The sequence below is a fragment of the Nesterenkonia massiliensis genome, from assembly GCF_000455245.1.
GTDB classification, from domain to species: Bacteria; Actinomycetota; Actinomycetes; order Actinomycetales; family Micrococcaceae; genus Nesterenkonia; species Nesterenkonia rhizosphaerae.
Genome location: NZ_HG005167.1, coordinates 101067 through 127209, shown reverse-complemented (window position 1 = coordinate 127209; position 26143 = coordinate 101067). Strand labels below are relative to the sequence as shown.

Genomic DNA, 26143 nt, shown 5'->3' with positions numbered 1-26143 from the left:
CCCGAACTGTCTGCCGCCTGGGAACAGCAAGTCACCGCCAGGCGTGCTGAAGCAGCCACCATCACCGCACTTCTTGACTACCGGCAACGGACTGCCGCGCATTATGCCCGGGAACCCCTGGTCACCCGGTCTGAGGCAGACCGTGCCGCTGTTCGTGATGCCGCCCGGATCCTCGGGGTCAGTGACCGTACTGCTACCACTGTCCTGAACACCACACAGGAGGCTAAGTGCCTTCTCCCCCGCACGTGGGGAGCATTCTGTGAGGGTCTTATTGACCTGCCCCGGGTGCGGAAAACCGTCGACGCCGCCACTAGTGACCTCCCCGACGACCTGCTGCGACAACTGGACCAGGCCGCAGCAGAGCAAGCCCAACGCCGTAGTCTCTCAGAGTTTCATCACTGGCTCACCCGCTACATCGCCTCACTAGACCCAGAGGCCTACGCCAGGGCTTGTGAGAAGGCGTCCCAGTCCCGGTTCGTACGGTTTCAGCACCAGTCCCACGGAATGAGTTATCTGCAGGCGTATATCCCGACCTTGGAAGCTGCCGCTATCGAGAAACGACTCAAAGCCGCGGCCCGCGGACTCGACCAGACCAGTGACCCGCACACCAGTGATCCCCAAGCAGCGGATCCCCGCACCGGTGCCCCTCGCACCCTGGCGCAGCGGGAAGCAGACCTCCTCACCGCATGGCTTCGCGATGGACGCGTCTATGACGCCGCGGTTGATGCCAAGATCATGATCATGATCCCCGAGGCCAGCCTCACCGGAGAAACAGATGAACCGGCGATGGCAGCAGATCGGTCATGGATGATCCCCGCCGAGCAGGCACGCCACCTTGCCGCAGATCCCGAAGCCAATCACCACTGGTACCAAGGCCATACCCGCAAGGATCCCAAGAACGCAGAGTATGACCTGCTCAGTGCCCGCTATATCGGACGCTACCCACCAGCACACCTACGCGACGCACTGATCTTCCGAGACGGGACCTGCCAAGCAGACGGATGCACCATCAGCGCCGAACGCTGCGACATCGACCACCAGACCCCCTGGGAACAGGGTGGGGAAACCACTGCCAGCAACCTCTGGGCACTGTGCCGACGACATCACCGCATGAAATCCCACGGCTTCCTCCACCCACCACCACAAACCAAAAGCTCAAACAGCGGCGCAGAAACCGGCGGCGGAACTGGCAGTGGAACTGGCGCTGGCGGCGGGGCAGACACAGTCAGTCATACCCGACAGTGGGATGGCGCGGGAAGAAACCGCGATCCCTACAACGCACCAAGGTCAGGCTGTAGTCCGGGCGAGTACCTCAGCCAGCCGGGACAGCGAACTCACAGGCAGCGAACTCACAGCCCCTGGGAAGCACTCCTGGAGGAGAACTACAGCGATTCTGTTCCGCCTGCCGAACAGCAGACGTATGTAAGCTGCGCCCAGGCCCCGTCCAATCAGCAGGGCGAGGGCAGGCGTTCGCCCGATCTGCTCTGGCATAGCCTGGCAGTGACACACGGCCTCGCGGCCTAAGATCCCTGCCAGCACAGGGGGCCAACGACTCAGCCTGAACCGAATGCGTTAACGCGCGTTGGAGTGATCATCGTAGATACTGATCGTGCCCGAGTAGTTCGCCACCCACACACTGGCAGTGACCGGATCGTACGTCACTCCAATCGGCAGATGCCCCGTGGGCAGGCGTTCGATCTCCTCAAAAGTCTCCGCGTCGAATTTCGAGACGGTGTCCTCAAAGTAGTTCACTACGTAGAGCGCCGTGCCATCAGCTGAAATATCCATACTGCGCGGCTCCCGGCCCGTACTGGCTGTACGAATGACCTCATTGGTCTCAGTGTCGAATGCGACCAGCAGATCCGAGTGCGCAAACGTCACGTAGAGAGTTTTCGCATCAGGTGAGAGTGAAAGATGGCGAGGAAACTCTGCCTGGTTATAGATGACTTCCTGCTCACCTGTTTCCAGATCCAAGCGATACAGCTCGTTGGCGTACATAGCCGCCACAAAAACCGTCCTGTTATCTGGCAACGCCGCGATACCGCGAGGCTGAGAGTTCACCGGTACCCGATTGATCTCCTCCCCTGTTTCAGTGTCCACCACTGATAGGTCATGATCACACCAGTTCGAGACCAGCAGCCGTGAGCCATCCGGGGTCAGCTCCACAAATTTTGGTACCCGTCCGACTTCAATGAACTGATCCCAATCCTGATCTGCCACGCTGTACCGATAGACCGCCGACGGGGCTACAGCATCGCCGTTACGGCAATCGTCATACGCACCGGCGCCCATGTCCTCAAGCCGATACTGAGAGACATACGCATACTGTCCGTCCTCGGTCCACACCGCCTCCACCGGGGCGCCAACCACCGACTCCGGGTATCCCGAGGCTCCTAAGGCCCCTGGGCTCACACGGTCCGACAGTTCCTGGACCAGTTCCTGTGCCTCAGTGTCATAGAGGGTCACCGTGTTCTGGTACATCATGTTGTTGGCGATCGCCAGGCCATGATCATTGGAGACTATCGACTTAGGTGAGATCACCGGCTCCGAAATCGTGGACTCAGCAGCCATCGTGGTGGTGTTCGATGCTGGCCATTGAGTTGCCGCAGCCTCCTCGTCATCTTCTGCGGCTTCTTCGCCCTGCTGGTCTGCGTCCTGCTGGTCTGCGTCCTGCTGGTCCTCGGCAGGCTGCGGTGACTCTTCATCAGCAGTGTCCGCGTCGTCCTCGCTGGCCTGCACAGTGGGGCCGGGGATAGTGGATTCATCCTGCGCTGCGTCCTGATCTGTCGTGTCCTGGGAACCACAGGAGGACAGCACCAGGGCCAGGCCAAGCGCCCCGGCGGTCAGGTAGTGCGGCAAAGGGCTGGAAGTCATGGGGTCCTCAGTCAGTCTCAGGTGCGTTGCAGGAAGCATCGCAAACGTAGGCGTGGGAGGGATCAGTTGCGCTACATGCGCACCTGAACCGTTCCTGCGATTTTGTCATGTGCCCCGCGCCCATCGGGGGAAATCACCACGGTTGGCAGGACCAGAAGCAGCAACCCGGAGCGAACCAACGCCCAGACCGGCCCTGGCGTCCGCGCAGGCTCACCGGGCACCAATCGCACCACCTGTAAGCGCACAAGTCGCTTGCCGATCGTGACTCCTAGCAGCCCAAGCAGTACAACATGCATCAGCAGGAAGATGCCCAGGGTCACCCAGACGTTGAGGTCGAACCAGGTCGCTGAGATGAGACTTGCAATACCCCAGTCGATAAACAGCGCAAGAATCCGTCTGCTCCAAGGCGCCAGGGAACCAGGGCCCTCAGCGGGCAGGCCCAGCTGCTGTCCGGGCCAGGCGTCGTCGTTGGTTGTGCTCACGAGGTGCCAGTCTACTTTTCTTCCACACCGTCCGCCCGAGCCGAAGGCCGCTGCTGCGCAGCGCGGTCGGCGCGCGTGCAGACTTTGTAACATGCCCGAAACAAATGCGTGACCGCGGGGAAATCGCAGTGTCGGTAGGGTGAGGGGTGAGCGCCGCCGCTTTACCCGGCACGTCCCCGCCTAGGGAATCGCTGCGGCTCACAGTAAAAGTCACTCAGATGAGGAGCACGGACGCAATGTTTTCCAGCCCTGAAGAAGTTCTGAAGTTCATCGAGGAAGAGGACGTCAAGTTCGTTGACATCCGGTTCACGGATCTTCCCGGTCTCCAGCACCACTTCAACGTTCCCGCCCACACCGTGGACCTCGACTTCTTCGAGAACGGCCAGCTCTTCGACGGCTCCTCCATCCGCGGATTCCAGGGCATCCAGGATTCCGATATGCAGCTGATCCCGGATCCCTCCACCGCGTTTATTGACGAGTACCGCGTGGCCAAGACCCTGGTCATGACGTTCTCCATCATCAACCCCCGCACCGGTGAGCCCTATGGCCGCGACCCGCGCGGCGTGGCTCAGAAGGCCGAGCAGTACCTGGCATCCTCGGGTATCGCTGATACTGCTTTCTTCGGCCCAGAAGCCGAGTTCTTCCTGTTTGACTCCGTGTCCTTCAAGTCCAGCCCCCAGGAGTCCTTCTACTCCCTGACGGCACGCGAGGCCACCTGGGGCAATGAGAACTCCCGTGAGTTCGACGGCGTATCTGACGCTCACAAGCTGGCCCATAAGGGCGGCTACTACCCCGTCTCCCCACAGGACAAGACCGCTGAAGTCCGTGACGAGATCGTCCTGGCGCTGGAGCGCGCAGGTCTCTCCGTAGAGCGGTCCCACCACGAGGTGGCTGGTCCCGGCCAGCAGGAGATCAACTACAAGTTCAACACTCTGACCCTGGCTGCCGATGACATCCAGAAGTTCAAGTACGTGGTGAAGAACACTGCTGACCAGTTCGGTCTGGTTGCCACCTTCATGCCTAAGCCCGTCTTCGAAGAGAACGGCTCGGGCATGCACGTCCACCAGTCCCTGTGGTCAGACGGAGATCCGCTGTTCTACTCCGAGACTGGCTACGCCAACCTCTCTGATACCGCACGCTGGTACATCGGCGGCATCCTCAAGCACGCCCATGCTCTGCTGGCGTTCACCAACCCCACGGTGAACTCCTACAAGCGCCTGGTCAAGGGCTACGAGGCCCCGGTCTCCCTGGTCTACTCGCAGGGCAACCGCTCTGCCGCGATCCGCATCCCCATCACCGGTTCCAACCCGAAGGCCAAGCGCATCGAATTCCGTGCGCCTGACGCCTCCGGCAACCCGTACCTGGCCTTCGCCGCCATGCTGATGGCCGGCCTGGACGGCATCAAGAACCGCATCGAGCCCCACGAACCAGTGGATAAGGACCTCTACGAGCTGCCCGCCGAGGAGCTCAAGGACATCCCGCAGGCTCCCGGTTCTCTGGACGAGGCGCTGGAAGCACTCGAGGCTGATCACGAGTTCCTGCTCGAAGGCGGTGTATTCACCGAGGAACTGATCCAGGCGTGGATCGAGTACAAGCGCGAGGAAGAGATCGCCCCGCTGAACCTGCGCCCGAACCCCTACGAGTTCGAGCTGTACTTCTCGGTCTGATCGACTGCGCAGTCTGATCGAGACCGACCATGTGGTTGAGCCCGTACCTGATTCAGGTGCGGGCTCAACTATTACCACCGGCACACGGCCATTGTTCGTCTCCCCCAACCGCTGGAGTGCCCTGTCGACCTGTGCCCGCGGAATGCGACTAGCCCGCAGACGTGGAATTACTCACGCTGATATGTGGGATGAGAACGACGCCGCCTGGCGTTGCCACTGAATATGACCGACTCAGTCTCCCGCCCCCTCTCTGTGCTGGATCTCGCGCGCGTCAGCGAAGGCAGCAGCATCGCCGATGGCATCGCTCGAAGCGTCCGGCTCGCACAATCTGCCGATCAGTTGGGTTATACCCGGCTGTGGTTCGCTGAACACCACAACATGCCCCATGTGGCGTCCTCGGCGACCTCGCTGCTGATCCAGCACATCGCCTCCCAGACCTCACGCATCCGTGTAGGTGCCGGCGGCATTATGCTCCCCAACCATGCCCCGCTGGTGATCGCCGAGCAGTTCGGCACACTGGAGACTCTTTATCCGGGACGCATTGATCTGGGTCTGGGCCGTGCCCCGGGCACTGATGGGGCGACCATGCGAGCCCTGCGCCGCGACGGCACCGAGGCGGATCGGTTCCAGTCCGATGTCATGGAGCTCAATGGCTATCTCACCGGCTACTCTCGTATCCCGGGGGTCAACGCCTATCCGGGCTGGCGCACTGACGTGCCCATGTTCATCCTGGGATCATCGCTCTTCGGCGCGCAGCTGGCAGCCAAGCTGGGTCTCCCCTACGCTTTCGCCTCTCATTTCGCCCCGCAGATGCTTGAGCACGCGGCTCACACCTACCGTGAGCACTTCGATGCCACCCAGTCATTGGCGGGTCCGGATGCCACACCGCATTTCATTGCGGCTGCCAATGTCATCGCCCATGACGACGGCGAGCTGGCTCGCACACAGCGGCGTCGAGCCGAGGATGGCTGGATCAAATCCATGCTGGGCCGGAACAAACCATTGACCGACGACGACGTCGCGATGCTGCGCGATCATCCTGCCGGTCAGCAGGTACTCACTATGCTCTCCAAGACCGCTGCTGGAACACGAGAAGAAGTCACCACCTGGCTCAACGAGTTCGCTGACTCGGTGGCAGCCGATGAGTTGATGCTGGTGAATCTCGCTCCTGATGAGGAGGTCCAGCACCGGACGCTGCAGCTGCTGGCCCCTGAAGGAGTCACGGCACCTGCAGCTCAGGTCTCGTAGAACAGCCGCTCGAAGACCTGCCGGCTGCGCCGGGTGGTTCGCAGATAGTCCTCTTCGAATGCTGACGCGTGCCCGGCGTCGTATCCGCACCAGCGGGAAATCGCTTCAAGGTCACGCCGGGCCGCGGGCAGGACATCAGAGGTCTTGCCGCTCCACACCATGATGGCAGCACGAACCCGGCTGCACAGTGTCCAAGCATCAGCCAGTACGGCAGCGTCAACCGGGCTCATCAGCTGCCGGTCTACCAGTCCGTTCAATGCCGTAAGTGTGGAGGTGGTGCGCAAGAGCTTCTCCTCATGTCCGTGCTGAAGCTGCATCAGCTGAACCAGCCACTCGACGTCGCTTAAGCCTCCGCGTCCGAGTTTCACGTGGCGCGCCGGATCAGCCCCGCGCGGCAGCCGCTCGGATTCCACACGGGCTTTGATGCGCCGAATCTCCCGGATCTGCGCGGAGTCGGGTGGCTCACCGTAACGGATGGAGTCCACCAGTTCCATAAAGTCAGCGGACAGGGCGTCACTACCGGCAAGCGGCCGGGCCCTGAGCAGTGCTTGCCGCTCCCAGACTGCCATCCAGCGCCGGTAATACTCCCGGTAGGACTCCAGAGACCGCGTCAGCAGCCCCTTTCTCCCCTCGGGACGCAGATCAGCGTCAATCTGCAGCGGGAACTCTCCCTTCACCGCTGGTCGGATCGGTTTCGACAGTAACGCTGAGAGGCGCTGGGCGAGCTTCTGCGCCTGTTGGTCGGCTTCTGCCGTTGAGACATCCGGCCGGGCACGGTGTACGTACAGCGCATCCAAGTCCGAGCCGTAGGTGATTTCTCGACCACCTTGGCGCCCCATGGCGACCACCAGAAAATCAATCTTCTGACCTTCGGCTTCGAAAATCTCGTTCTCGGCGACCCTCAGCGCTCCCAGGGTGGCGACTCGATCAGCCAAGGAGAGAGCCTCCCCGACCTCCTCCAGCTGCAACAGCCCTGAGGCATCTGCCACTGCCGTTCTCAGCATCTCGCGCTGACGGACCAACCGGGCCAGCCGCACCGCTGTGGCAGTTTCGCCGTCATGGCGCGCGATCGCGTTCTGGACCTCCGCCCAGAGCGTCTCAAAACTGCGGGGCTTCAGGGCGTCGTCGTCGCCCAACCATCTAGTGGACTCTGGAGAGTGCTCCAGCATCTGAGAGATCAGCTTCGAACTGGAGAGAATGTGGCACAGCCGCTCTGCCGCCATGGACGAGTCCCGAAGCATCGTCAGATACCACGGGCTCGTGCCCAGGGATTCGCTCAGCCGCCGGAAGGCCAAAAGTCCGGCATCGGGATCGACTCCTTCGGCGAACCAGCCCAGCATGGCCGGCAAGATCCGCTTCTGCAGCGTAGCGCGCCGGGCCACACCCTGGGTCAGGGCATTGATGTGCCGCATCGCCCCTGCCGCGTCGCGGTACCCCAGTGCCATCAGGCGCGCTTGTGCGGCCTCAGCGGAGAGCCGCACATCGTCGTCGGAAAGCACGGCTGTGGTGGACAGCAGTGGGCGGTAGAAGATCTTTTCATGGAAGGTGGAGACCTCACGAACCACTTTCCGCCAGGCGTCGAGGACTTCATCTGGCGCTGGACGTCGAAGCTCGCCTGGTGGACGGCTGGCTTGCGCAAGGGCGCGCAGTTGGTCCTCTTTTTCCGGCATGAGGTGGGTGCGGCGCATATGCGTCATCTGAATGCGGTGCTCGTAGAGGCGCAGCTGCCGGTAGCACCGCGACATGGCCTCCGCGTCCTTACTGGACATGTATTCGCCCTCGGCCAGGGCCGTGATAGCGCTGAGGGTGTCTCGCACGTGCAGGTTCTCATCTACCCGGCCGTGCACCAGCTGCAGCAGCTGAACGGTGAACTCGATGTCACGCAGTCCACCGCGGCCCAGTTTGATCTCCCGATGCGCCTGTCCTGCGGGTATATTCTCGAACACTCGCCGCCGCATGCCCTGAGCGTCCTCCACAAAACCCTCCCGAGCGGAGGACTGCCAGACCAGCGGCCAGATGCTGTCCATATACTGCTGTCCCAGCTCAGGGCTGCCAGCAATAGGGCGTGCTTTCAGCAGCGCTTGGAACTCCCAACCGTGGGCCCAGCGGCGATAGTACTCCTGGTGGGAGGCTAGCGTGCGTGAGAGCGGCCCGTCCTTCCCCTCGGGCCGCAGATTCGCATCAATCTCCCAGAGTGCGGGCTCCCCGTGGGATGCCCCCAGGGCCTGGGAGATACCGCTGGCCAGTGCGGCGGCGCAGTTCAGCCCTTCAGTGTCGTCCATCTCCTCGGGTGCCCGGTGCACAAAAACCACATCCACATCGGAGATGTAATTCAGTTCCCGGGCACCGCATTTGCCCATGCCGATCACGGCCAGATCGACCCGTTCAGCTGAGGGTCGACGCTGCTGCAGGTGCGCGCGTGAAATCGCCAGACCTGCCTCAATGGCGGCTGAGGCGGCGTCGGCGAGCTGACGTGAGACTGCCGGCTGATAGGCCAATGGATCCGCGGCGCACAAGTCACGCAGCGCCAGCCGGGTGATCTCACGGCGGTAGGCCACCCGTACCTGGCAGGCTGCCTCGGTGGCGGTGAAATCTTCGCTGAGTCTGGCGAGCGGATTCCCAGGGGCTTGCGGGTCGGCTCCAGCCGCGGTCAGCATCGTGGTGCGCAATGTGGACGACGAGACCTCCGCCGGCTCTGCGGAATAGTCCTCGAAGAGGACGTCGGTGTTCTCCGGATGCCGGATGAGAAACTCCGTGAGCGCTTCCGAAGCCCCAAGCAGACGGGCCAGCGGGAGCGCTTCAGGATAGACCTCGCCGTCGTCGTCCGCGAAGAGGCGGCGGATCTGCGGTGCCCGCTCGAGGAGCCGGATCAGGAGCAGAAGCGCTTGATCCGGCTGCGGGGCATGGCGCAGCGTGGTGATCAGGGCATCGGTGTTGAAATCCTGAAGCTGTTTGTCGCACAGGAAGGTCTTAGCGCGTTCAAGCTCCTGAAAGCCTGCCGCGATCAGGTCACGTGCTGAAACAGTGCTGGTGCTCAAGGAGTCCTTTTCTGCCGCAGCCTATGTGCTGCCACTTGCTGACCCGCCGTGGTTAGACAGCCCCGAGGTACTGGCTGACCTCAAAGGGAGAGACATTGACCCGGTAGGCGTCCCATTCCTGCCGCTTATTGCGCAGGAAGATCTCGAAGAGCTGCTCCCCGAGGATCTCTGCCACCAGCTCGGACTCCTCCATCTGACGGAGGGCCTCGTGCAGGGTGCCCGGGAGCGGATTGATGCCCAGGGCTTTGCGCTCGGCGGTGGTCAGCGCCCAGACGTCCTCGGTCACTGCCTCACCGAGTTCATAGCCTTCCCGGATGCCCTTAAGACCAGCGCCGATGACCGCCGCATAGGCCAGATAGGGGTTGGCTGCAGAGTCGATACCGCGGAACTCAATACGTGCGGAGCCGCCCTTAGTCGGCTTGTACAGCGGTACGCGCATCAGCGCTGAACGATTGTTATGACCCCAGGAGACATGGCTGGGGGCCTCTCCCCCGCCCCAGAGCCGCTTATAGGAGTTCACGAACTGGTTGGTGACAGCGGTGATCTCTGGTGCGTGAAGCAGAACGCCGGCAATGAACTGGCGGGCCGTAGTGGAGAGGTTGAACTCCGCATTGGGGGCGTAGAACGCGTTGGAGTCGCCTTCGAAGAGGCTGAAATGGGTGTGCATCGCCGAACCAGGATGCTCAGAGAAGGGTTTCGGCATGAACGTCGCGAATTTGCCGTGCTGCAGGGCCACTTCTTTGACGATGGTGCGGAAGGTCATGATGTTATCCGCCATGGTGAGGGCATCTGCGTATCGCAGGTCGATCTCGTTCTGCCCCGGGCCCACCTCATTGTGGCTGAACTCTACGGAGATGCCCACGGCTTCGAGCATATTCACCGTGTGACGTCGCAGATCCTGAGAGACCGATCCGGTCAGGTGGTCGAAGTAGCCGGCCCGGTCAGCCGGGTGCAGCTGTCCATGCGCATCTGGCTGTTCTGAGTCCAGCAGGTAGAACTCCACCTCGGGGTGGGTGTAGACGGTGAAGCCCATTTCCGCAGCCTGGTCCAGCTGGCGACGCAGTACATGCCTGGGGTCACCGGCAGCAGGTTCCTGGTCAGGAGTGAGCACATCGCAGAACATGCGGGATGTGGGCTCGTCCTCGCCACGCCAGGGCAGAATCTGGAAAGTAGAGGGGTCCGGCTTCAGCAGCATGTCAGACTCCGAGATACGCGAGAGTCCCTCAATGGAGGAGCCGTCGAAGCCGAGTCCTTCGCTGAAAGCTCCTTCCACCTCAGCCGGGGCCAGCGCCACAGACTTCAGCGAGCCGACGACGTCGGTGAACCAGAGGCGCACGAAGCGGACATCGCGCTCCTCAATGGTGCGCAGTACGAATTCCTGCTGTCGATCCATGCTCAAATGCCTCCTGGAAAGTGCTTTGTCAGCGCCGCGTCTACTCTATCGCCCAGCCGCAGTATCCGCTCACCGCGGCACGACTATCTCTGGCGAAAATGAGCTCGGCACTGAGATCTTGCCTCTGAGCAGCCAGGGCGCAGGGTCTGGTCAACTCCTTCTGCCGCTGTATAGGGTCACGGCATGCGCTCTACTCCCCTGCTGCCCGTCGTCGGTGCCATCGGCGTAATCGTTCTGGCCACCTCCTGCTCGGCCTTCGCATCGACTGCTGATAGTGAACAGACGTCAACCCCGAGCGAGTCTGCAACAGCACAGGTCAGCGGCGGTGAGCACAGCCCTGACAACGAATCCTCCGCCGTTCCGGTGGTGGAAGCACAATTGGCCGAGGGGATGACACTTCCCGAGTGTGTGGAAGACAAGATAGACGTCTTCGTCGATGCCGATTCAGTGTTCACCGAAGATGATCTTCTTCACCTTTGCCCAGCCGAGCCCGCTGAGGATCGAGTATTCCGACCCAGCCAGCAGATTTTCGGGGACGGCCAGAAAATCAACATAGTGCACCTCGACGGCGAAGCAGGCGCTGGCGTCGAGGTCCATCACCTTCGTTGCGATGACGCCGATTCCCTTGCGCATAAGGCTGCCCACAACGCCGGTGGCCAGCCTGTTGGCTGGCCCCAAGAATGGAATGGACAGGGCGTGATGCCCGATCCCTACTGCCATCCCGACTACCTCGAGATTGGTGAGTGGGAGCACTTGGAGGCGTTCGCCTCCGTTTGGGAAGGCATTGAGACGTCAACCCTTGCCGAAGCGGGTCAGCCCCAGGACGAGATCAATCAGTTCCTGTGGCAGCAGTCCCAGGCTCGAGCGGCGTGGACTCCGTAGCTGATGGTGGGGCACCCCCAGACACAAGAAGACCCCGGTCGGGTGAGGATCTCTCCTCCCCAGCCGGGGTCTTCTTACTCGCGTGCGCGGAAGGGGACTTGAACCCCTACCCTCGATATGTGAGGACTAGCACCTCAAGCTAGCGCGTCTACCTATTCCGCCACCCGCGCGAGCGGCCGCCTGATCAGCAGCTTTTCTTGGGATTCCCTCATTGATTCCTCAACGTGGGGCCAAGAGAGCTTAGCACGCCAGCGGCCTGAGTCCCTAATCGGAACCAGGAAGGGCTGGTCAGCCCTTGCCGCCGAAGCCCTTGAAGCGCTGGTTGAAGCGCTCCACGCGGCCTGCGGAGTCCATAATGCGCTGCTTACCGGTGTAGAACGGGTGTGAAGCAGCCGAGATCTCGACGTCGATCACCGGGTAGGTGTTGCCGTCTTCCCACTCCATCGTCTTATCAGAGGTGGCAGTGGTGCGGGTGAGGATCTTCTCGCCGGAAGCCAGGTCGTTGAAGATGACCGGCTGGTAGGTCGGGTGGATATCAGACTTCATGGGTTCGGTGTCCTTTTCGTATGCCGCTGGATTTTGCCAGAAGCTGGAGAAAATAAGTACGTGGGCACAGATGTGCCAGCGATCAACTATATCAGGTCAAACGATGCCGAAGAGATTATTGAGCATCACAGCCAGCGCCACCAGACCCAGCACGATGATAATGCTGCGCAGCACCACCGGACTCAGGCGCCGTCCCACCCAGGCGCCGATGAGACCACCCAGAGTGGATCCCACGGCAATCACCAGCACAATCCCCCACAGGATCACCCGGTCATCCGGATCACGCAGCACATAGTCCACCACTACGTAACTGATCGCCGCGGTGAGGTTCACAAAAGCCACTAGGAGGTTCTTGACCCCGTTGGCCTGCTGCATGGTGGCGGCCAGGAAAATACCCATGATCCCCATCAGCAGAATGCCCTGGGCCGCCACGAAGTACCCGCCGTAGATGCCGGCAAGGAATACCAGGACTATCAACGGCCAGCCCACTGAGTCGGCTGCCTTTTGCGCTGCCGTCTCGGCAGGATCTCCTGGCGAGGGGGTCTCTGGATCAGCTGCTTCTTCTGTTTTCCGTCGTTTAATCCACGCCGCCAGTCGCGGCTGGGCGATGACCATCAACAGCGAGACCAGAATCAGCACCGGTGCGACTTTGCCGAAAACCTCTTCCGGCAGCATGATCAGCAGCGCTGCACCGATCACACCTCCCACAAAGGACGCCGGCACCAACTTCGCAAGCACAGAACGCACTTGCAGGATCTCACGGCGGTATCCCCAAGCGCCGGTGAAGTTCCCCGCAATCAACCCCATCGCGTTGGACACCGTGGCGGAGACCGGAGGCACGCCCATCGCCACTAGAACTGGAAAGGTCACCAGAGTTCCGGAGCCCACCACAGTATTAATAGCACCGGCCCACACAGCGGCCACCAGGATGAGCAGCACCAGCCCAATCCCCAGGCCATGCAGCTCGAACCCGAGAACAGCGTCGATAGCGGCCTCCACAGCGGCTACTGCTTCATAAAGGCGCTGTAGCGTCCATTGCGCTCAGTCAGCTCCAACGGCATATCAAAAGTCCTGCTCAGGCTCTGCGAGGTCAGTGTGGATGAGATGGGACCGGCGTCGACTACTTCCCCGTCGCGCAGCAACAGCACATGTGTGAAGCCCGGCGGGATCTCTTCCAGGTGATGCGTCACCAGAACCGTAGCCGGTGCAGCCTCATCGGCCATCAGCTCAGACGTCCGTGCTACCAGGGCCTCTCGGCCTGCCAGGTCCAGACCCGCACCGGGCTCATCCAGCAGCAGCAGCTCCGGATCAGTCATCAACGCTCGAGCGATCTGCACCCTTTTCCGTTCGCCCTCACTCAAGGTGCTGAAGGGACGGTCGAAAACGGTGCCGACACCCCACGCGTTGAGCAGGCTGAAGGCCCGCTTCTCGTCGAAGCGCTCATACTCTTCGCGCCACCGGCCGGTCACTCCGTAGGCCGCAGTGACCACGGCGTTCAAGGCAGTCTCATGCCCGGGAAGCGAATTAGCGATGGCGTTCGAGCTCAGCCCAATGCGTGGCCGCAGCTCAAAGACATCGACGGCGCCCAGCTGCTCGTCAAGGATCTGCACCTGGCCAGCGGTGGGGAAAAGTCGCGCGGCGGCAATCTGCAGCAGAGTTGTTTTACCGGCACCATTGGGCCCGAGGATGACCCAGCGCTCGTCGTCGTTGACTTGCCAGGAGATGTTGTTCAGCAGCAGCTTGCGTCCGCGACGCACCGTGACGCCGCTGAGAGAAAGGACTGGACTCATGACCTCAACACTATCGAACAGCGACCTGATGTCTGCGCAACCAGTTAGAGTGATCTCGCTATGAGTGCTGCCACTGCCGCTGAGACCGCCCAAGACCTGCCGACCGGGACTGTAGCGATGATCGCCGCAGCTGAGCTCGATCCCGCCCTGATGCGCTCGCTCACGGCCGAGTTCGCTCGGCGCGGTACCGTCCATGCCGCCCAGGCGGAATCTTTCGCCACCCCTAGCAGCGGCATCCAGGCGGTCCGCTGGTCTGTGACACTCGATGACTCCGACGACGATTTCGGCTCGCAGTTCCTCGTGTCCCTGCTGGAAGACGCAGCTGAGCAGCTGCGCGGCCGACAGCCCAGCGACAATCCCGAGGTGACCACCACAGTGCTGTCAGTCCACCATCGCCCCACCGGGCAGATGATGCTGGTCATGGATGTCGACTCCACCCTCATTGACCAAGAAGTCATTGATCTCTTGGCTGCACACGCCGGCAAAGAGGCGGAGGTTGCTGAGGTGACCGAGCGTGCCATGCGCGGCGAACTCGATTTCAGCGAATCTCTTCATGCCAGGGTTGCGGTACTGCAGGACCTTCCCGAACAGGTTCTTCAACAGACCCTGCTGAAAGTGACCCCCACCGAGGGTGCCCCGCAACTGCTGGAGACTTTCCGTCGTCGTGGATACCCCGCCTTTGCGGTATCCGGTGGCTTCGAACAGATTCTGCAGCCCCTGGCCGAGCAACTGGGCCTCACCGGCTACCGGGCCAACATCCTTGAACTGAGAGACCGCAAACTCACCGGCAAGGTCACCGGCCAGGTGGTGGACCGGGCGGTGAAGCGCGAACAGTTGAAGCACTGGGCCCTAGACTCCGGAGTCCCGGTCTCGAACGTGGTAGCAGTCGGCGACGGCGCCAATGACCTGGACATGCTGGGGGCTGCCGGTGTGGGTGTGGCCTTCTGCGCCAAACCCGCACTGGCGGAGCAGGCTGATCTGGTCATCTCGCACCGCAATATGCAATTGATCAGCTATGCCCTGGGCCTAACCCCGCTCGAAGTGCCCGCTCACCGGTAGGCTGGAGTGAGATGCGGCACAAAGGCGTGCTTCCACATGATCCCTTTAATAGAACCACTGCTTGTAATAGAACCACTGCTTGGAGGACGTTCACGTGAACGAAACTGCCGTCAATGAGTCAGCCGCATTCACCGAGGTGGATAAGCGTGCCGTGGACACTCTGCGCGTTCTGGCCGCAGATGCCGTAGAGAAGGTCGGTTCCGGCCACCCGGGCACCGCCATGTCCCTGGCTCCTGCTGCGTATCTGCTCTTCCAGAAGGTCATGCGCCATGATCCCAGCGACCCGCAGTGGATTGGCCGAGACCGCTTTATCCTCTCCCCCGGACACACCTCTTTGACCCTTTACCTGCAGCTGTTCTTCTCCGGCTACGGCCTGGAGCTCGAAGATATCGAGGCGCTGCGCACCTGGGATTCGAAGACCCCCGGACACCCGGAGTACGGACATACCGACGGCGTGGAGATCACCACCGGACCGCTGGGTCAGGGACTGGCCTCCTCCGTGGGATTCGCCTATGGTCAGCGGCGCATGCGTGGCCTGTTGGACCCCGACGCCGCCCCCGGCACGTCCCCCTTTGATCACACGGTCTGGGTGATCGCCTCCGACGGCGACCTGCAGGAGGGTGTGACCTCTGAGGCCTCCTCGCTGGCAGGTCATCAGCAGTTGGGCAACCTTGTGGTGATCTGGGATGACAACAAAATCTCCATCGAAGACGATACCAACATCGCCTTCACCGAAGATGTGACTAAGCGTTACGAAGCCTATGGGTGGCATGTCCAGCGAGTTGACTGGCTGAAGACCGGTGACTACCACGAGGACATCGCTGAGTTGCACCGGGCGCTGGCCGAAGCCAAGGCCGAAACCTCCAAGCCATCCCTGATTGCACTGCGCACCATCATCGGCTGGCCCTCCCCCAAGAAGCAGAACACCGGTGGCATTCATGGTGCGAAGCTCGGTGGAGAAGAGCTTGCTGCACTGAAGGAGGTGCTGGGCTTCAATCCAGAACAGCACTTCCAGGTGGAGGACGATGTCCTCGCCCACGCCCGTCAGGTCGCTGCACGCGGCGCTCAGGCCCACGAAGAGTGGCAGAAGAGCTTTGACGCCTGGCGCGAGGCGAATCCGCAGCAGGCCGCCCTGCTGGATCGCCTCACTTCCGGTGAGCTGCCGGAGGGCTGGGCAGATGCGCTGCCCGAGTTCCCGGCCGGTGAGGATGTCGCCACGCGTGCCGCCTCAGGAAAGGTGATCAACGCCCTTGCCCCGGTTCTGCCAGAGCTCTGGGGCGGATCTGCTGACCTGGCCGGCTCGAACAACACCTTGATCGCCGGTGAGCCCAGCTTCGTCCCGGAGAACCGCTCCACCGACAAATTCGAGGGCAATCCCTACGGCCGGAACCTGCATTTCGGCATCCGTGAGCATGCCGCGGCCGCCATCACCAACGGCATTTCACTCTCCACGCCGCTGCGTACCTACAACGGCACTTTCTTGATCTTCTCCGACTACCAGCGACCGGCTGTGCGGCTTGCCGCTCTCATGGGAATCGGCTCCATCTTTGTATGGACCCATGACTCCATCGGTCTGGGCGAAGATGGCCCCACCCACCAGCCGGTGGAGCAGCTGGCCTCACTGCGCGCCATCCCCAATCTGGACGTCATTCGCCCTGCCGATGCCAACGAGGTAGCAATCGCTTGGCGCGAGATGATCAAGAATAACGACCGCCCCGCTGGCATCGCCCTGACCCGCCAGGGTGTGCCGACGTTCGCCCGCGGTGCGGCTGAGGCCACTGCGCAGGAGTTCGGTTCTGTGGAGGGCGCTGCCAAGGGCGCCTATGTTCTGGCTGAGGCTGTGAAGGACGGCGCTGTGGTGACTCCTGATGTCATCCTCATCGGCACCGGTTCTGAGGTCTCCCTGGCTGTGGAAGCTCGCGAAGCGCTGGCGCAGAAGGGAATTGCGGCTCGCGTAGTCTCAGCTCCCTGCCTGGAGTGGTTCGCTGCCCAGGACGCCGAATACCGTGAGCAGGTCCTCCCAGCGGCAGTCAAGGCCCGGGTGTCGGTAGAGGCCGGTTCCCCGGTGGGCTGGCGCGAGATCGTCGGTGACGCCGGACGGATCATCGGTCTCGACCATTTCGGTGCCTCCGCGGACTACAAGGTCCTCTACCGCGAGTTCGGCATCACCGCGGAAGCCGTTGCCGCAGCGGCCGAGGAATCAATCCACGCCGCCGCTGCCTAATCCGCCTACCGACCTCGAACACCCTCCCGCTAAGGAGCACATCATGACTGCAAATCCCAATACCCAGGCTCTCAGCGACGCCGGGGTTTCCATCTGGCTCGATGACCTCTCCCGCGAACGGCTGAACTCCGGTTCACTCGCCAAGCTCATCGAGACTCACAACGTCGTCGGAGTCACCACCAATCCGACCATTTTTGAGACGGCGTTGAAGCACGGCGAGGCCTACGAACAGCAGCTGAGCGAACTGGCCAACTCCGGGGCAGACGCGGAGCAGGCTGTTTTTGAGATCACTACCTCAGACGTCCGTGAGGCATGTGACCTGTTCTCCGGCGTCTATGCCGCCACCGACGGCGTAGACGGTCGGGTCAGCATCGAAGTGGATCCCCGTCTGGCTCGTGATACCGAAAGCACCATCGCCGCCGCCCGCGCGCTCTACAAGGCCGTTGATCGCGAGAATGTAATGATCAAGATTCCGGCCACTGTGGAGGGTATCGAGGCGATCGCCGCGGTGCTTTCCGAGGGCATCAGCGTCAATGTCACACTGATCTTCTCCCTGGAGCGCTACCGCGCGGTCATCAACGCTTTTATGCTCGGTCTGGAGAAGGCGCATGCCGATGGACTGGACATCTCCAAGATCCACTCTGTCGCCAGCTTCTTTGTCTCCCGAGTGGACTCCGAAGTGGATAAGCGCCTTGAGCTGGCCGCCGAGGAAGGCAAAACCGGCACCGAGAAGCTGCGCGGCAAAGCCGCCATCGCCAATGCACGGCTGGCCCACCAGATCGCCTCGGAGTCTTTCAGCTCCGAGCGCTGGCTGCTGCTAGCTGAGCGGGGTGGACGTCCCCAGCGCCTGCTGCTGGCCTCAACAGGCACCAAGGATCCCAGCTTGTCGGACACCCTGTACGTCACCGAGCTCACGGCCGCCGGCGTGGTCAACACCATGCCGGAGAAGACTCTGATGGCAGTTGCTGATCACGGAGAGTTCGACGGCGACACCATGACTGACACCTATGTGGAGTCCAACCGGGTGCTGGATGGCATATCCGCGGCAGGAATCAGCTACCGCTCCGTCGTTGATCATCTCGAAGCCGATGGACTCAGCAAATTCGAGAAGTCCTGGGAGGGCCTGCTGGGCACCATTACCGAAGGCCTCTCCCGCAACAAGGCCTAACAGCGCCCCTGCCGGCCTGCACTATCCGAGAATGTCCATGTCTGACGCTTGAAGAACCACAGGAGAATCATGAGCTCGCTGTCTCTGTCATTATTGGGTGCGGCCCGCGAGGCCGCCGACGCACAGGTCCCCGGCCTGGTGGACCACGAGTTCGCCTCCCGTCTCGGTGCCAAGGACCACACCCTCTGGGGTCAGGCCGCTGAAGATGAGGCCTCCAAGCGGCTAGGCTGGGTCGCGCTCTTCGAGGACTCTCGGGCGCTGCTGCCGAGAATCGCGCAGCTGCGTGAGGAACTCGCCGCCGAAGGCGTGAACCGGGTGGTGCTGGCCGGTATGGGCGGGTCTTCACTGGCTCCGGAAGTCATCTGCGGCACCGAGGGTTTGGAGCTGATTGTCCTGGACTCCACCGATCCGCAGCAGGTGGGCAAGGCGCTGAAGGATCTCGAGCGCACTGTTCTGGTGGTGTCGTCAAAGTCAGGCTCCACCGTCGAGACCGACTCCCAGCGCCGAATTGTGCAGCGGGCCTTTACCGAGGCCGGAATCGACGCAGCCTCCCGCACGGTGGTGGTCACTGACCCTGGCTCCCCCATGCAGGAGCAGTCTCAGCAGGCAGGTGTCCGGGCGATCTTCGAGGCCGACCCCTCCGTGGGAGGCCGTTACTCGGCTCTGACCGCTTTCGGGCTGGTCCCGTCTGGACTGGCCGGCGCTGACCTGGAAGCACTGCTGGATGATGCTGAAGATGCTCTTGAAGTGCTGACTGAAGATGATGACTCCAACCCCGCGCTGCAGCTCGGCGCCGCTATCGGTGGGACATCGCCGCTGCGTAACAAGCTGGTGATCGTCAATTCTGGATCGCCGCTGGTTGGCCTGGGCGCATGGATCGAACAGCTGGTGGCCGAGTCCACCGGCAAGGAAGGCACCGGGGTGCTGCCGGTCATTGTGGGAGACGGGGAGCCTGAACTCACTCGGGACGCTGACGACGTCCTTGTTGTCGAGCTCATCGATGCCGAGTCAGACGAAGGTTCCTCCGTGGACGGTGATACTGCTGACACTGTCGTCAGCCCCCATGTGGTGCGCACCGGCGGAAGCCTCGGCGCCCAGTTTCTGCTGTGGGAGGTGGCCATCGCTGTGGCCGGGTCTCTGCTGAACATCAATCCTTTTGACCAGCCGGATGTGGAATCAGCCAAGGAGGCTGCCCGCGGCCTTCTGGACTCACCTGCTCCCGCAGAGCAGGAATCAGTCCAGGACGGCGCCGTTGCCATCAGCGTCTCCGGTGATGAGTCACTGCTGTCCTCAGGTCAGACCAGCGTTGCCGAGGCTGTCCAGGCGTTGCTGACGCGAATCCCGGCCCACGGCTATCTCGCGGTGATGGCGTATCTGGACCGACTGGGCGAAGCGGAGCTGGAGGAGATCCGGCCGCATCTGTCCCAGGTCGCTGGCCGGCCGGTGACGTTCGGCTGGGGTCCGCGGTTCCTGCACTCCACCGGCCAGTTCCACAAGGGTGGCCCGCATGTGGGGGCCTTCCTGCAGATCACAGCCGACTCAGATACTGATATCGATGTTCCCGAGCGGCCCTTTACCCTGAGCGAGCTGATCTCCGCCCAGGCTGCCGGTGATGCCCAGGTGCTGGCCGAGCATGGCATGCCAGTATTGCGCCTTCACCTGAAGGACCGCGCTGCTGGTCTGCAGCAGGTCATCGACGCCATCAACTCCCTCTAGGCGGATCACAGTGACAGACAGTGCACAGGAGCCGACAGCGGAGAGCCGTCGGAACGGACGACAGGCCGGGCCCTGCGCCATGGTCATGTTCGGCGTGACTGGCGATTTGGCCCGTAAGAAGCTGCTGCCGGCGATCTACGACCTCGCCAACCGCGGTCGGCTGCCAGAGGGTTTCTCCCTAGTGGGATTCGGACGCCGCGACTGGAGCGACGCAGAGTTCTGCGCGGATATGCTGAAACACGTCCAGGCCGGCAATCGAACCGGGTTCAACCAGGACACCTGGGACCGGCTCGCCGGTGGTCTGCGCTTTGTCTCAGCCTCCGGATTCGACGACGAGACGGCGTATGCCCGGCTGGGTGCTGTGCTGGCAGAGCTGGCCGATGAGCGCGGCACAGGGTCGAACCACGCCTTCTACCTCTCCATCCCGCCCAACTCCTTCGAGATGGTGTGCCAGAAGCTGGCGTCCCATGGGCTGGCCAGACGTTCTGAACTTCCGGAGGACCCCTGGTCCCGGGTCATTATCGAAAAGCCCTTCGGTCATGACCTGGAGTCGGCTCAGGAGCTTAACCGCGAAGTAGAGTCCGTCTTTGCCCAGGACGAGGTCTTCCGCATCGACCACTACCTGGGCAAGGAGACGGTCCAGAACCTGCTGGCACTGCGTTTTGCCAACCGCTTCTTCGAGCCACTCTGGAACAACCAGCACGTGGATCATGTGCAGATCACCATGGCTGAGGACATCGGCATCGGCGGGCGGGCCAGCTATTACGATGGCGTCGGCGCCGCGCGCGACGTCATTCAGAACCACCTGCTCCAGCTGCTGGCACTCACCGCCATGGAAGAACCCATCAGCTTCGACGCAGATCACTTACGGCGTGAGAAGGAGAAAGTCCTCGAGGCCGTCGTCGTACCAGAGGATCTCGAGGCGACCAGCGCCCGGGGCCAGTACACCGCGGGCCAGCAGAACGGCGAAGACGTCGTGGGCTTCCTGCAGGAGGAAGGCTTTGATCCAGGGTCAACAACAGAGACCTACGCCGCTTTCCGGCTGGGGATCAAGACCCGACGTTGGGACGGGGTACCGTTCTATCTGCGCAGCGGCAAACGACTGGGACGACGAGTCACAGAGATCGCAGTGGTCTTTAAACGTGCCCCTAATCTGCTGTTTACGGACACCGATGAAGAACATTTCGGTCAGAACTCCCTGATCATCCGGATTCAGCCGGATGAAGGGGCCACGCTACGGCTGACGTCCAAGGTTCCTGGGACCCAGATGGACGTCCGTGATGTCGATATGGACTTCAGCTATGGCCGCTCATTCACGGAGGAGAGCCCGGAGGCCTACGAACGGCTCATCCTCGATGTGCTGCTGGGCGAACCGCCGCTGTTTCCTCGTCATCGTGAGGTGGAGCTCTCCTGGCAGATCCTGGATCCGTTCATCGAGCGCTGGGAGGCACTGGAAGAACAGCCGGAGCCTTACGCTCCAGGTTCCTGGGGACCGGAATCAGCACACCGGCTCATGGCCCGTGATGGCCGCAGCTGGCGGACCCCCTAAGAAAGGCACCCGATGAACATCGAAGTCAACGAGCACACCGCAGCGCCGCAGCGTGAGGTGTTCGCCGATAAAGACACCCTGACCGGAACTGTAGCCAGCAAGCTGCTTCAGGTCCTGCGCAGGACCATCGAAGCTGATAGCAGTGCCCATGTCAGCCTTACCGGCGGTGGTGCTGGTATCGGTACGCTCAGCGCTGTGGCCGAGATGCTGCGTGAGAATGCCGAAACTCAGCTGGACTGGTCCGCTGTGCACTTCTGGTGGGGAGATGAGCGGCTGCTGCCGGCCCATGATCCGGAACGAAACGATCAGCAGGCCCGCAGTGCTCTCTTGGATTTTCTGGTTGCCGAGCATGATCTCCCTGATGAGAATATTCACGCTGCCCCCACATCCGAGGACGCTGCGAATCCCACTGCAGCCGCGCAGATCTACGCTCAGCAGTTACAAGCGTTCTCGGCAGAGGAGGGCGTAGTTGTCCCGGGCAGCCAGAAAGTCCTCCGCCTGCCAGTCTTCGCGGTGATGCTGCTGGGCGTGGGACCAGATGGTCATATCAACAGTCTGTTCCCGGGTAAATCCAGCCTGGCTGTATCCGAGGTGACTACTGTGGGCGAAGAGGACTCCCCCAAGCCGCCACCGCAACGCGTCTCGATGACCTTCGATGCCATTCACACCGCCCAGCGGGTGTGGACGGTGGTGGCCGGTGAGGACAAAGCAGAAGCGGTGCGCCTGGCGTTCGAACCCGGCACACCTACTGCTGATATCCCGGCCAAGAACGCGCGCGGGGCGAGCGAGACGATCTGGCATATCGATCAGCCAGCAGCCGCCGGGCTCGCATAGAAGCACCAACAGCATAGCGAAGGAGGAGGCTTCCCCAAGGGAGGCCTCCTCCTTCGCTATGCAGCAGCTGAGTTACCAGTCCAGATTGAACTGAATCAGCAGTCCCAGCGCCACAATGATCAGTCCCCAGACAATACCCAGGGTCACAGTCAGTCGGTTCAGGTTACGTTCTGCCACGCCGGAGGAGCCCAGGGAGCTGGTGACACCACCGCCGAACATGTCAGACATGCCGCCACCGCGACCCTTGTGCAGCAGGATCAGCAAGATCAGCAGCAGGCTGATGAGGGCGAGAAGCACCTGAAGTGCAACGGTCAGAGCGGACACAGCGGCCTTTCGTGGACTGTCAGAGAGTCATCGCGATAATTCGCGGACTCCAGGATAACGCGTCAGAGCGGACACTGGGTTCAGCCCACTACGTGCTTTTCGAACTGGGCGATCTTAGCGAACTCCTCAGCGTCCAAAGACGCTCCGCCGACGAGGGCGCCGTCGACGTCGGCCCCTTGAAGAATCGAGGCGACGTTCCCGGATTTGACCGATCCCCCGTAGAGGATGCGGATGGTGTCTGCAAAGTCCTGGCTGAAGAGCCCTGCGAGCTTGGCTCGGATGGCCTGGGCCATCTCCTGAGCGTCCTCCGGGCCGGCGACCTTTCCGGTGCCGATCGCCCAGACCGGTTCGTAGGCGACGACAAGGTCGCTCAGCTGCTCAGCGCTGAAACCCTGCAGCGCTGCCTCCAGCTGGGCCAGGGTGTGCTCCACGTGCTGGCCAGCCTCGCGCACCTGGAGACCCTCGCCCACGCACAGTACCGGCGCAAGGTCATAGCGCAGGGCAGCGGCCAGCTTGCGGTTCAGCAGCTCATCAGTTTCACCGTGGATCTCACGACGCTCAGAGTGTCCGATCAGTACCTGCGAGCAGCCCAGCTTCTGCAGGAAGGCTCCCGAGATATCTCCGGTGTAGGCCCCGGAATCCTGATCGGAGAGGTCTTGTGCCCCATAGTCGAGCGACAGCTTGTCACCGACGACCAGGGTCTGCACTCCGCGCAGATCGGTATAGGGCGGGAAGACTGAGACCTGGACGCGCTCGTAGTCGTGCTCAGCGTCGGTCAGAGTCCAGGCGAGCTTCTGGACCAGGGCGATGGCCTGCATATGGTCCATATTCATCTTCCAGTTGCCGGCGATCAGCGGCCGGCGCACAAACTGGCCATTCTTCTGCAGAGTCATGATGTTCCTCTTCGTTGATGGTCTGGGCTGCGCCGCTGGCACAGAATGGACAGGCGCTCTGGTCAGGCGCCCAGTGCTTCGATTCCTGGTAGTGATTTGCCTTCCAAGTACTCGAGACTCGCACCGCCGCCGGTGGAGATGTGACCGAAGGAGCTCTCGTCGAAGCCCAGGGCCCGTACTGCAGCTGCTGAATCGCCACCGCCGACGACGGTGAAGGCTTCGCTCTCGGCCAGTGCCTGGGCTACCACGCGAGTGCCCCCGGAGAAGGCTTCCATCTCGAAGACACCCATCGGACCATTCCAGAAGACAGTCTTGGAGCGGCGGATCTCCTCCGCGAAGGCTTCAGCTGAGGCGGGTCCGATATCCAAGCCCATCGCTTCGGCGCCGTAACTGCCGTTCTCGAGGTCCTCCACGGGACGCACTTCGTGATCCGCATCGGCTGCGAACTCTGAGGCCATCACGATGTCAGTGGGGAACATCAGTGTGGTGCCGTGCTTCTGAGCCAGCTCCATCAGCCCGGTCACAGAAGGATCCTCGAGCAGGTCGTTCTCCACCAGGGACTTGCCGATGGGATATTTCATAATGGCCTTGGCAAGGGTGAACACCATGCCGCCGCCGATGATCACTGTGTCGGCTTTGGGGATGAGGTTCTCGATCACTGCGATCTTGTCGGAGACCTTGGAGCCGCCAAGCACCACTGTGTAGGGGCGGGCGGGGTTCTCGGTGAGGGTCTTCAGCACTTCAAGCTCCGCAGCCACGAGGTCACCCTGATAGGCGGGGAGCTTCTCTGCAATATCAGCAACAGAGGCGTGCCGGCGGTGGACTGCGCCGAAGGCATCATTGACGAAGGCGCCGTTGCCGGCGGTGAGGGCGGCGAGTTCGCCAGCCAGCTCTGCACGATCGGCGTCGTCTTTGGAGGTTTCCCGGGGATCAAACCGAACGTTCTCCAGCAGCAGGATCTGGCCGTTCTGAAGTTCGGCGGCTGAGGCCTTGGCGCTATCACCGGTGAGGTCGGCTGCCTGCGCCACTGCCACGTTAGTCAGCTCCGCCATTCGGGCTGCTACAGGGGCAAGGGAGTACTGCGGATCGGGCTGTCCTTTAGGACGACCCAGGTGAGCGGTGACGATGACGCGTGCGCCTGCGGCAGCCAGCTTCTCCAGCACCGGCAGCGACGCACGAATGCGACCGTCGTCGGTGACTTTGCCGTCCTTGAGCGGAACATTCAGATCGCTGCGGACCAAGATCTTACGTCCTTCGACGCCCTCGGCGAGCAGGTTCTCCAGTGTGGCTGTCATCGTAGGCGAGCTTCCCTTCTCATCGCTTCGCGAGGGCCGTCTCCCGGCCCCTGCTGCTTTACAGACTATCAATCCGCTCAGGACAGACTGGAGCCCCGGGGAGGTGTTCCCGGGGCCCCAGTCTGTTGAGCAATGCCGCTTAGGCCAGCTTCTTGCCCACGTAGGCCACCATCTCCACCAGGCGGGAGGAGTAGCCGTACTCGTTGTCGTACCATGAGAAGACCTTCACAGTGTTGCCGATGACCTTGGTCAGCGGCGCATCAAAGATGCTGGCGTGAGGGTCGCCCACAATATCGGAGGAGACGATCGGGTCTTCGTTGTAGGCGAGCACACCCTTCAGCGAGCCCTCAGCAGCCTTCTTGAAGGCGGCGTTGACTTCCTCAACTGTGACACCTTCCTTATCCACGGTCACGGTCAGGTCAGTGCCCGAACCGGTGATGGTGGGAACGCGTACCGCGAAGCCGTCGAGCTTGCCGTCCACCTCAGGAATCACCAGGCCGATGGCTGCTGCTGCACCGGTGGAGGTCGGGACTATGTTCACGCCGGCAGCGCGTGCACGGCGTGCGTCCTTATGGGGTGCATCGTGCAGGCGCTGGTCACCGGTGTAGGCGTGAATAGTGGTCATCAGACCCTCGACGATGCCGAATTCGTCGTTGAGCACCTTCGCCAGCGGGGCCAGGCAGTTGGTGGTGCAGGACGCGTTGGAGATGACGGTGTGGTTCTCCGGGTCATAGGTGTCCTCGTTGATGCCCAGGACGAAGGTCCCATCGACGCCCTTGGCGGGTGCCGAGACGATCACCTTCTTGGCGCCAGCCTGAAGGTGCTTGCCTGCGGACTCCTTGTCCGTGAAGAAACCGGTGGACTCGATGACGATATCCACGTCGAGTTCGCCCCAGGGCAGGTTGGCCGGGTCACGATCGGAGAGCAGCTTGATGCGGCGCTCGCCCACCACCAGGTAGTCACCGTCAAGGGACACCGGCGCAGGGAAGCGGCCAAGCACTGAGTCGTATTTGGTGAGGTTCACCAGAGCTGCCGGATCGGTGAGGTCGTTGATGGCAACGAGCTCAAGGTCCTGTCCCTGATCCACCAGGACGCGCAGCACATTGCGTCCGATTCGTCCAAAGCCGTTGATCGCGATCTTTGTCGCCATGGGTTTTTCCT

21 protein-coding genes and 1 tRNA gene are annotated in these 26143 nt (G+C 62.0%); 10 read left to right on the top strand and 12 right to left on the bottom strand.

Annotated features, from left to right (window positions below):
* Positions 1 to 1524 (top strand): HNH endonuclease signature motif containing protein (locus TX78_RS06115; RefSeq protein ID WP_044494661.1); only part of this gene is annotated, 1524 nt, incomplete at its 5' end.
* Positions 1525 to 1572: 48 nt separating this feature from the next.
* Here the strand turns inward: TX78_RS06115 and TX78_RS06110 are convergent.
* The gene (locus TX78_RS06110) at positions 1573 to 2874 is read right to left on the bottom strand and encodes a YncE family protein (protein WP_049897557.1); all 1302 of its coding nucleotides are present in this window, start codon (positions 2872 to 2874) and stop codon (positions 1573 to 1575) included.
* A gap of 71 nt (positions 2875 to 2945) precedes the next feature.
* Positions 2946 to 3356, bottom strand: a complete 411-nt coding sequence (locus TX78_RS06105) for an RDD family protein (RefSeq protein ID WP_044494660.1) — start codon at positions 3354 to 3356, stop codon at positions 2946 to 2948.
* A 236-nt stretch (positions 3357 to 3592) separates the two neighbouring features.
* Here TX78_RS06105 and glnA (TX78_RS06100) point away from each other — a divergent pair, with 236 nt between their 5' ends.
* Both glnA (TX78_RS06100) and TX78_RS06095 read left to right on the top strand, forming a co-directional pair.
* Positions 3593 to 5023: a type I glutamate--ammonia ligase gene (gene glnA / locus TX78_RS06100; RefSeq protein WP_044494658.1), complete on the top strand. Its 1431-nt coding sequence runs from the start codon at positions 3593 to 3595 to the stop codon at positions 5021 to 5023.
* A 222-nt stretch (positions 5024 to 5245) separates the two neighbouring features.
* Positions 5246 to 6271: an LLM class flavin-dependent oxidoreductase gene (locus TX78_RS06095; protein ID WP_044494656.1), complete on the top strand. Its 1026-nt coding sequence runs from the start codon at positions 5246 to 5248 to the stop codon at positions 6269 to 6271.
* Here TX78_RS06095 and TX78_RS06090 read toward each other — a convergent pair.
* Both TX78_RS06090 and glnA (TX78_RS06085) read right to left on the bottom strand, forming a co-directional pair.
* Positions 6259 to 9309: a bifunctional [glutamine synthetase] adenylyltransferase/[glutamine synthetase]-adenylyl-L-tyrosine phosphorylase gene (locus tag TX78_RS06090; RefSeq protein ID WP_044494654.1), complete on the bottom strand. Its 3051-nt coding sequence runs from the start codon at positions 9307 to 9309 to the stop codon at positions 6259 to 6261. The two genes, TX78_RS06095 and TX78_RS06090, sit on opposite strands and share 13 nt — an antisense overlap.
* Positions 9310 to 9361: 52 nt before the next feature.
* Complete coding sequence (gene glnA / locus TX78_RS06085; protein ID WP_044494652.1) at positions 9362 to 10702, bottom strand: type I glutamate--ammonia ligase; 1341 nt, start codon at positions 10700 to 10702, stop codon at positions 9362 to 9364.
* 183 nt (positions 10703 to 10885) lie between these two features.
* Between glnA (TX78_RS06085) and TX78_RS06080 the strand changes: the two genes are divergently transcribed.
* Positions 10886 to 11584 carry a hypothetical protein gene (locus TX78_RS06080; protein ID WP_044494651.1) on the top strand — a complete coding sequence of 233 codons (699 nt, stop codon included), beginning with the start codon at positions 10886 to 10888 and terminating at the stop codon, positions 11582 to 11584.
* Between the two features lie 83 nt (positions 11585 to 11667).
* Here the strand turns inward: TX78_RS06080 and TX78_RS06075 are convergent.
* The 4 genes from TX78_RS06075 to TX78_RS06060 all read right to left on the bottom strand — a co-directional run bounded on the left by TX78_RS06075 (position 11668) and on the right by TX78_RS06060 (position 13920).
* A tRNA-Leu gene (locus TX78_RS06075) sits at positions 11668 to 11754 on the bottom strand.
* A gap of 118 nt (positions 11755 to 11872) precedes the next feature.
* A complete protein-coding gene (locus TX78_RS06070) occupies positions 11873 to 12130 on the bottom strand; it encodes a type B 50S ribosomal protein L31 (RefSeq protein WP_044494650.1) in 258 nt (85 codons plus the stop codon).
* Positions 12131 to 12226: 96 nt separating this feature from the next.
* A complete protein-coding gene (locus TX78_RS06065; protein WP_044494952.1) occupies positions 12227 to 13084 on the bottom strand; it encodes a sulfite exporter TauE/SafE family protein in 858 nt (285 codons plus the stop codon).
* A 50-nt stretch (positions 13085 to 13134) separates the two neighbouring features.
* Complete coding sequence (locus tag TX78_RS06060; RefSeq protein ID WP_044494649.1) at positions 13135 to 13920, bottom strand: ABC transporter ATP-binding protein; 786 nt, start codon at positions 13918 to 13920, stop codon at positions 13135 to 13137.
* Positions 13921 to 13980: 60 nt separating this feature from the next.
* Between TX78_RS06060 and serB the strand changes: the two genes are divergently transcribed.
* The 6 genes from serB to pgl all read left to right on the top strand — a co-directional run bounded on the left by serB (position 13981) and on the right by pgl (position 22470).
* Positions 13981 to 14979, top strand: coding sequence for a phosphoserine phosphatase SerB (serB, locus tag TX78_RS06055; RefSeq protein ID WP_049897553.1), 999 nt, complete (start codon positions 13981 to 13983; stop codon positions 14977 to 14979).
* Between the two features lie 94 nt (positions 14980 to 15073).
* Positions 15074 to 17203 (top strand): transketolase, encoded by a 2130-nt coding sequence (gene tkt, locus TX78_RS06050; protein ID WP_044494648.1) that lies wholly within the window; start codon positions 15074 to 15076, stop codon positions 17201 to 17203.
* A 43-nt stretch (positions 17204 to 17246) separates the two neighbouring features.
* Complete coding sequence (gene tal, locus TX78_RS06045) at positions 17247 to 18371, top strand: transaldolase (RefSeq protein ID WP_044494647.1); 1125 nt, start codon at positions 17247 to 17249, stop codon at positions 18369 to 18371.
* A 69-nt stretch (positions 18372 to 18440) separates the two neighbouring features.
* Positions 18441 to 20087, top strand: a complete 1647-nt coding sequence (locus TX78_RS06040) for a glucose-6-phosphate isomerase (protein WP_044494646.1) — start codon at positions 18441 to 18443, stop codon at positions 20085 to 20087.
* A 79-nt stretch (positions 20088 to 20166) separates the two neighbouring features.
* The gene (gene zwf / locus TX78_RS06035; RefSeq protein WP_222704263.1) at positions 20167 to 21636 is read left to right on the top strand and encodes a glucose-6-phosphate dehydrogenase; all 1470 of its coding nucleotides are present in this window, start codon (positions 20167 to 20169) and stop codon (positions 21634 to 21636) included.
* A gap of 12 nt (positions 21637 to 21648) precedes the next feature.
* Positions 21649 to 22470: a 6-phosphogluconolactonase gene (gene pgl, locus TX78_RS06030; RefSeq protein WP_044494643.1), complete on the top strand. Its 822-nt coding sequence runs from the start codon at positions 21649 to 21651 to the stop codon at positions 22468 to 22470.
* 72 nt (positions 22471 to 22542) lie between these two features.
* On the opposite strand, the gene secG is transcribed toward pgl, so the two are convergent.
* The 4 genes from secG to gap all read right to left on the bottom strand — a co-directional run bounded on the left by secG (position 22543) and on the right by gap (position 26132).
* Positions 22543 to 22794 carry a preprotein translocase subunit SecG gene (gene secG / locus TX78_RS06025; RefSeq protein WP_044494641.1) on the bottom strand — a complete coding sequence of 84 codons (252 nt, stop codon included), beginning with the start codon at positions 22792 to 22794 and terminating at the stop codon, positions 22543 to 22545.
* 80 nt (positions 22795 to 22874) lie between these two features.
* Entirely contained in the window at positions 22875 to 23687 is an 813-nt protein-coding gene (tpiA, locus tag TX78_RS06020) for a triose-phosphate isomerase (protein WP_044494639.1), read from the bottom strand.
* A 62-nt stretch (positions 23688 to 23749) separates the two neighbouring features.
* The gene (locus TX78_RS06015; RefSeq protein ID WP_044494638.1) at positions 23750 to 24982 is read right to left on the bottom strand and encodes a phosphoglycerate kinase; all 1233 of its coding nucleotides are present in this window, start codon (positions 24980 to 24982) and stop codon (positions 23750 to 23752) included.
* Positions 24983 to 25121: 139 nt separating this feature from the next.
* Positions 25122 to 26132, bottom strand: a complete 1011-nt coding sequence (gene gap / locus TX78_RS06010) for a type I glyceraldehyde-3-phosphate dehydrogenase (protein WP_044494636.1) — start codon at positions 26130 to 26132, stop codon at positions 25122 to 25124.
* Between the last annotated feature and the right edge of the window lie 11 nt (positions 26133 to 26143).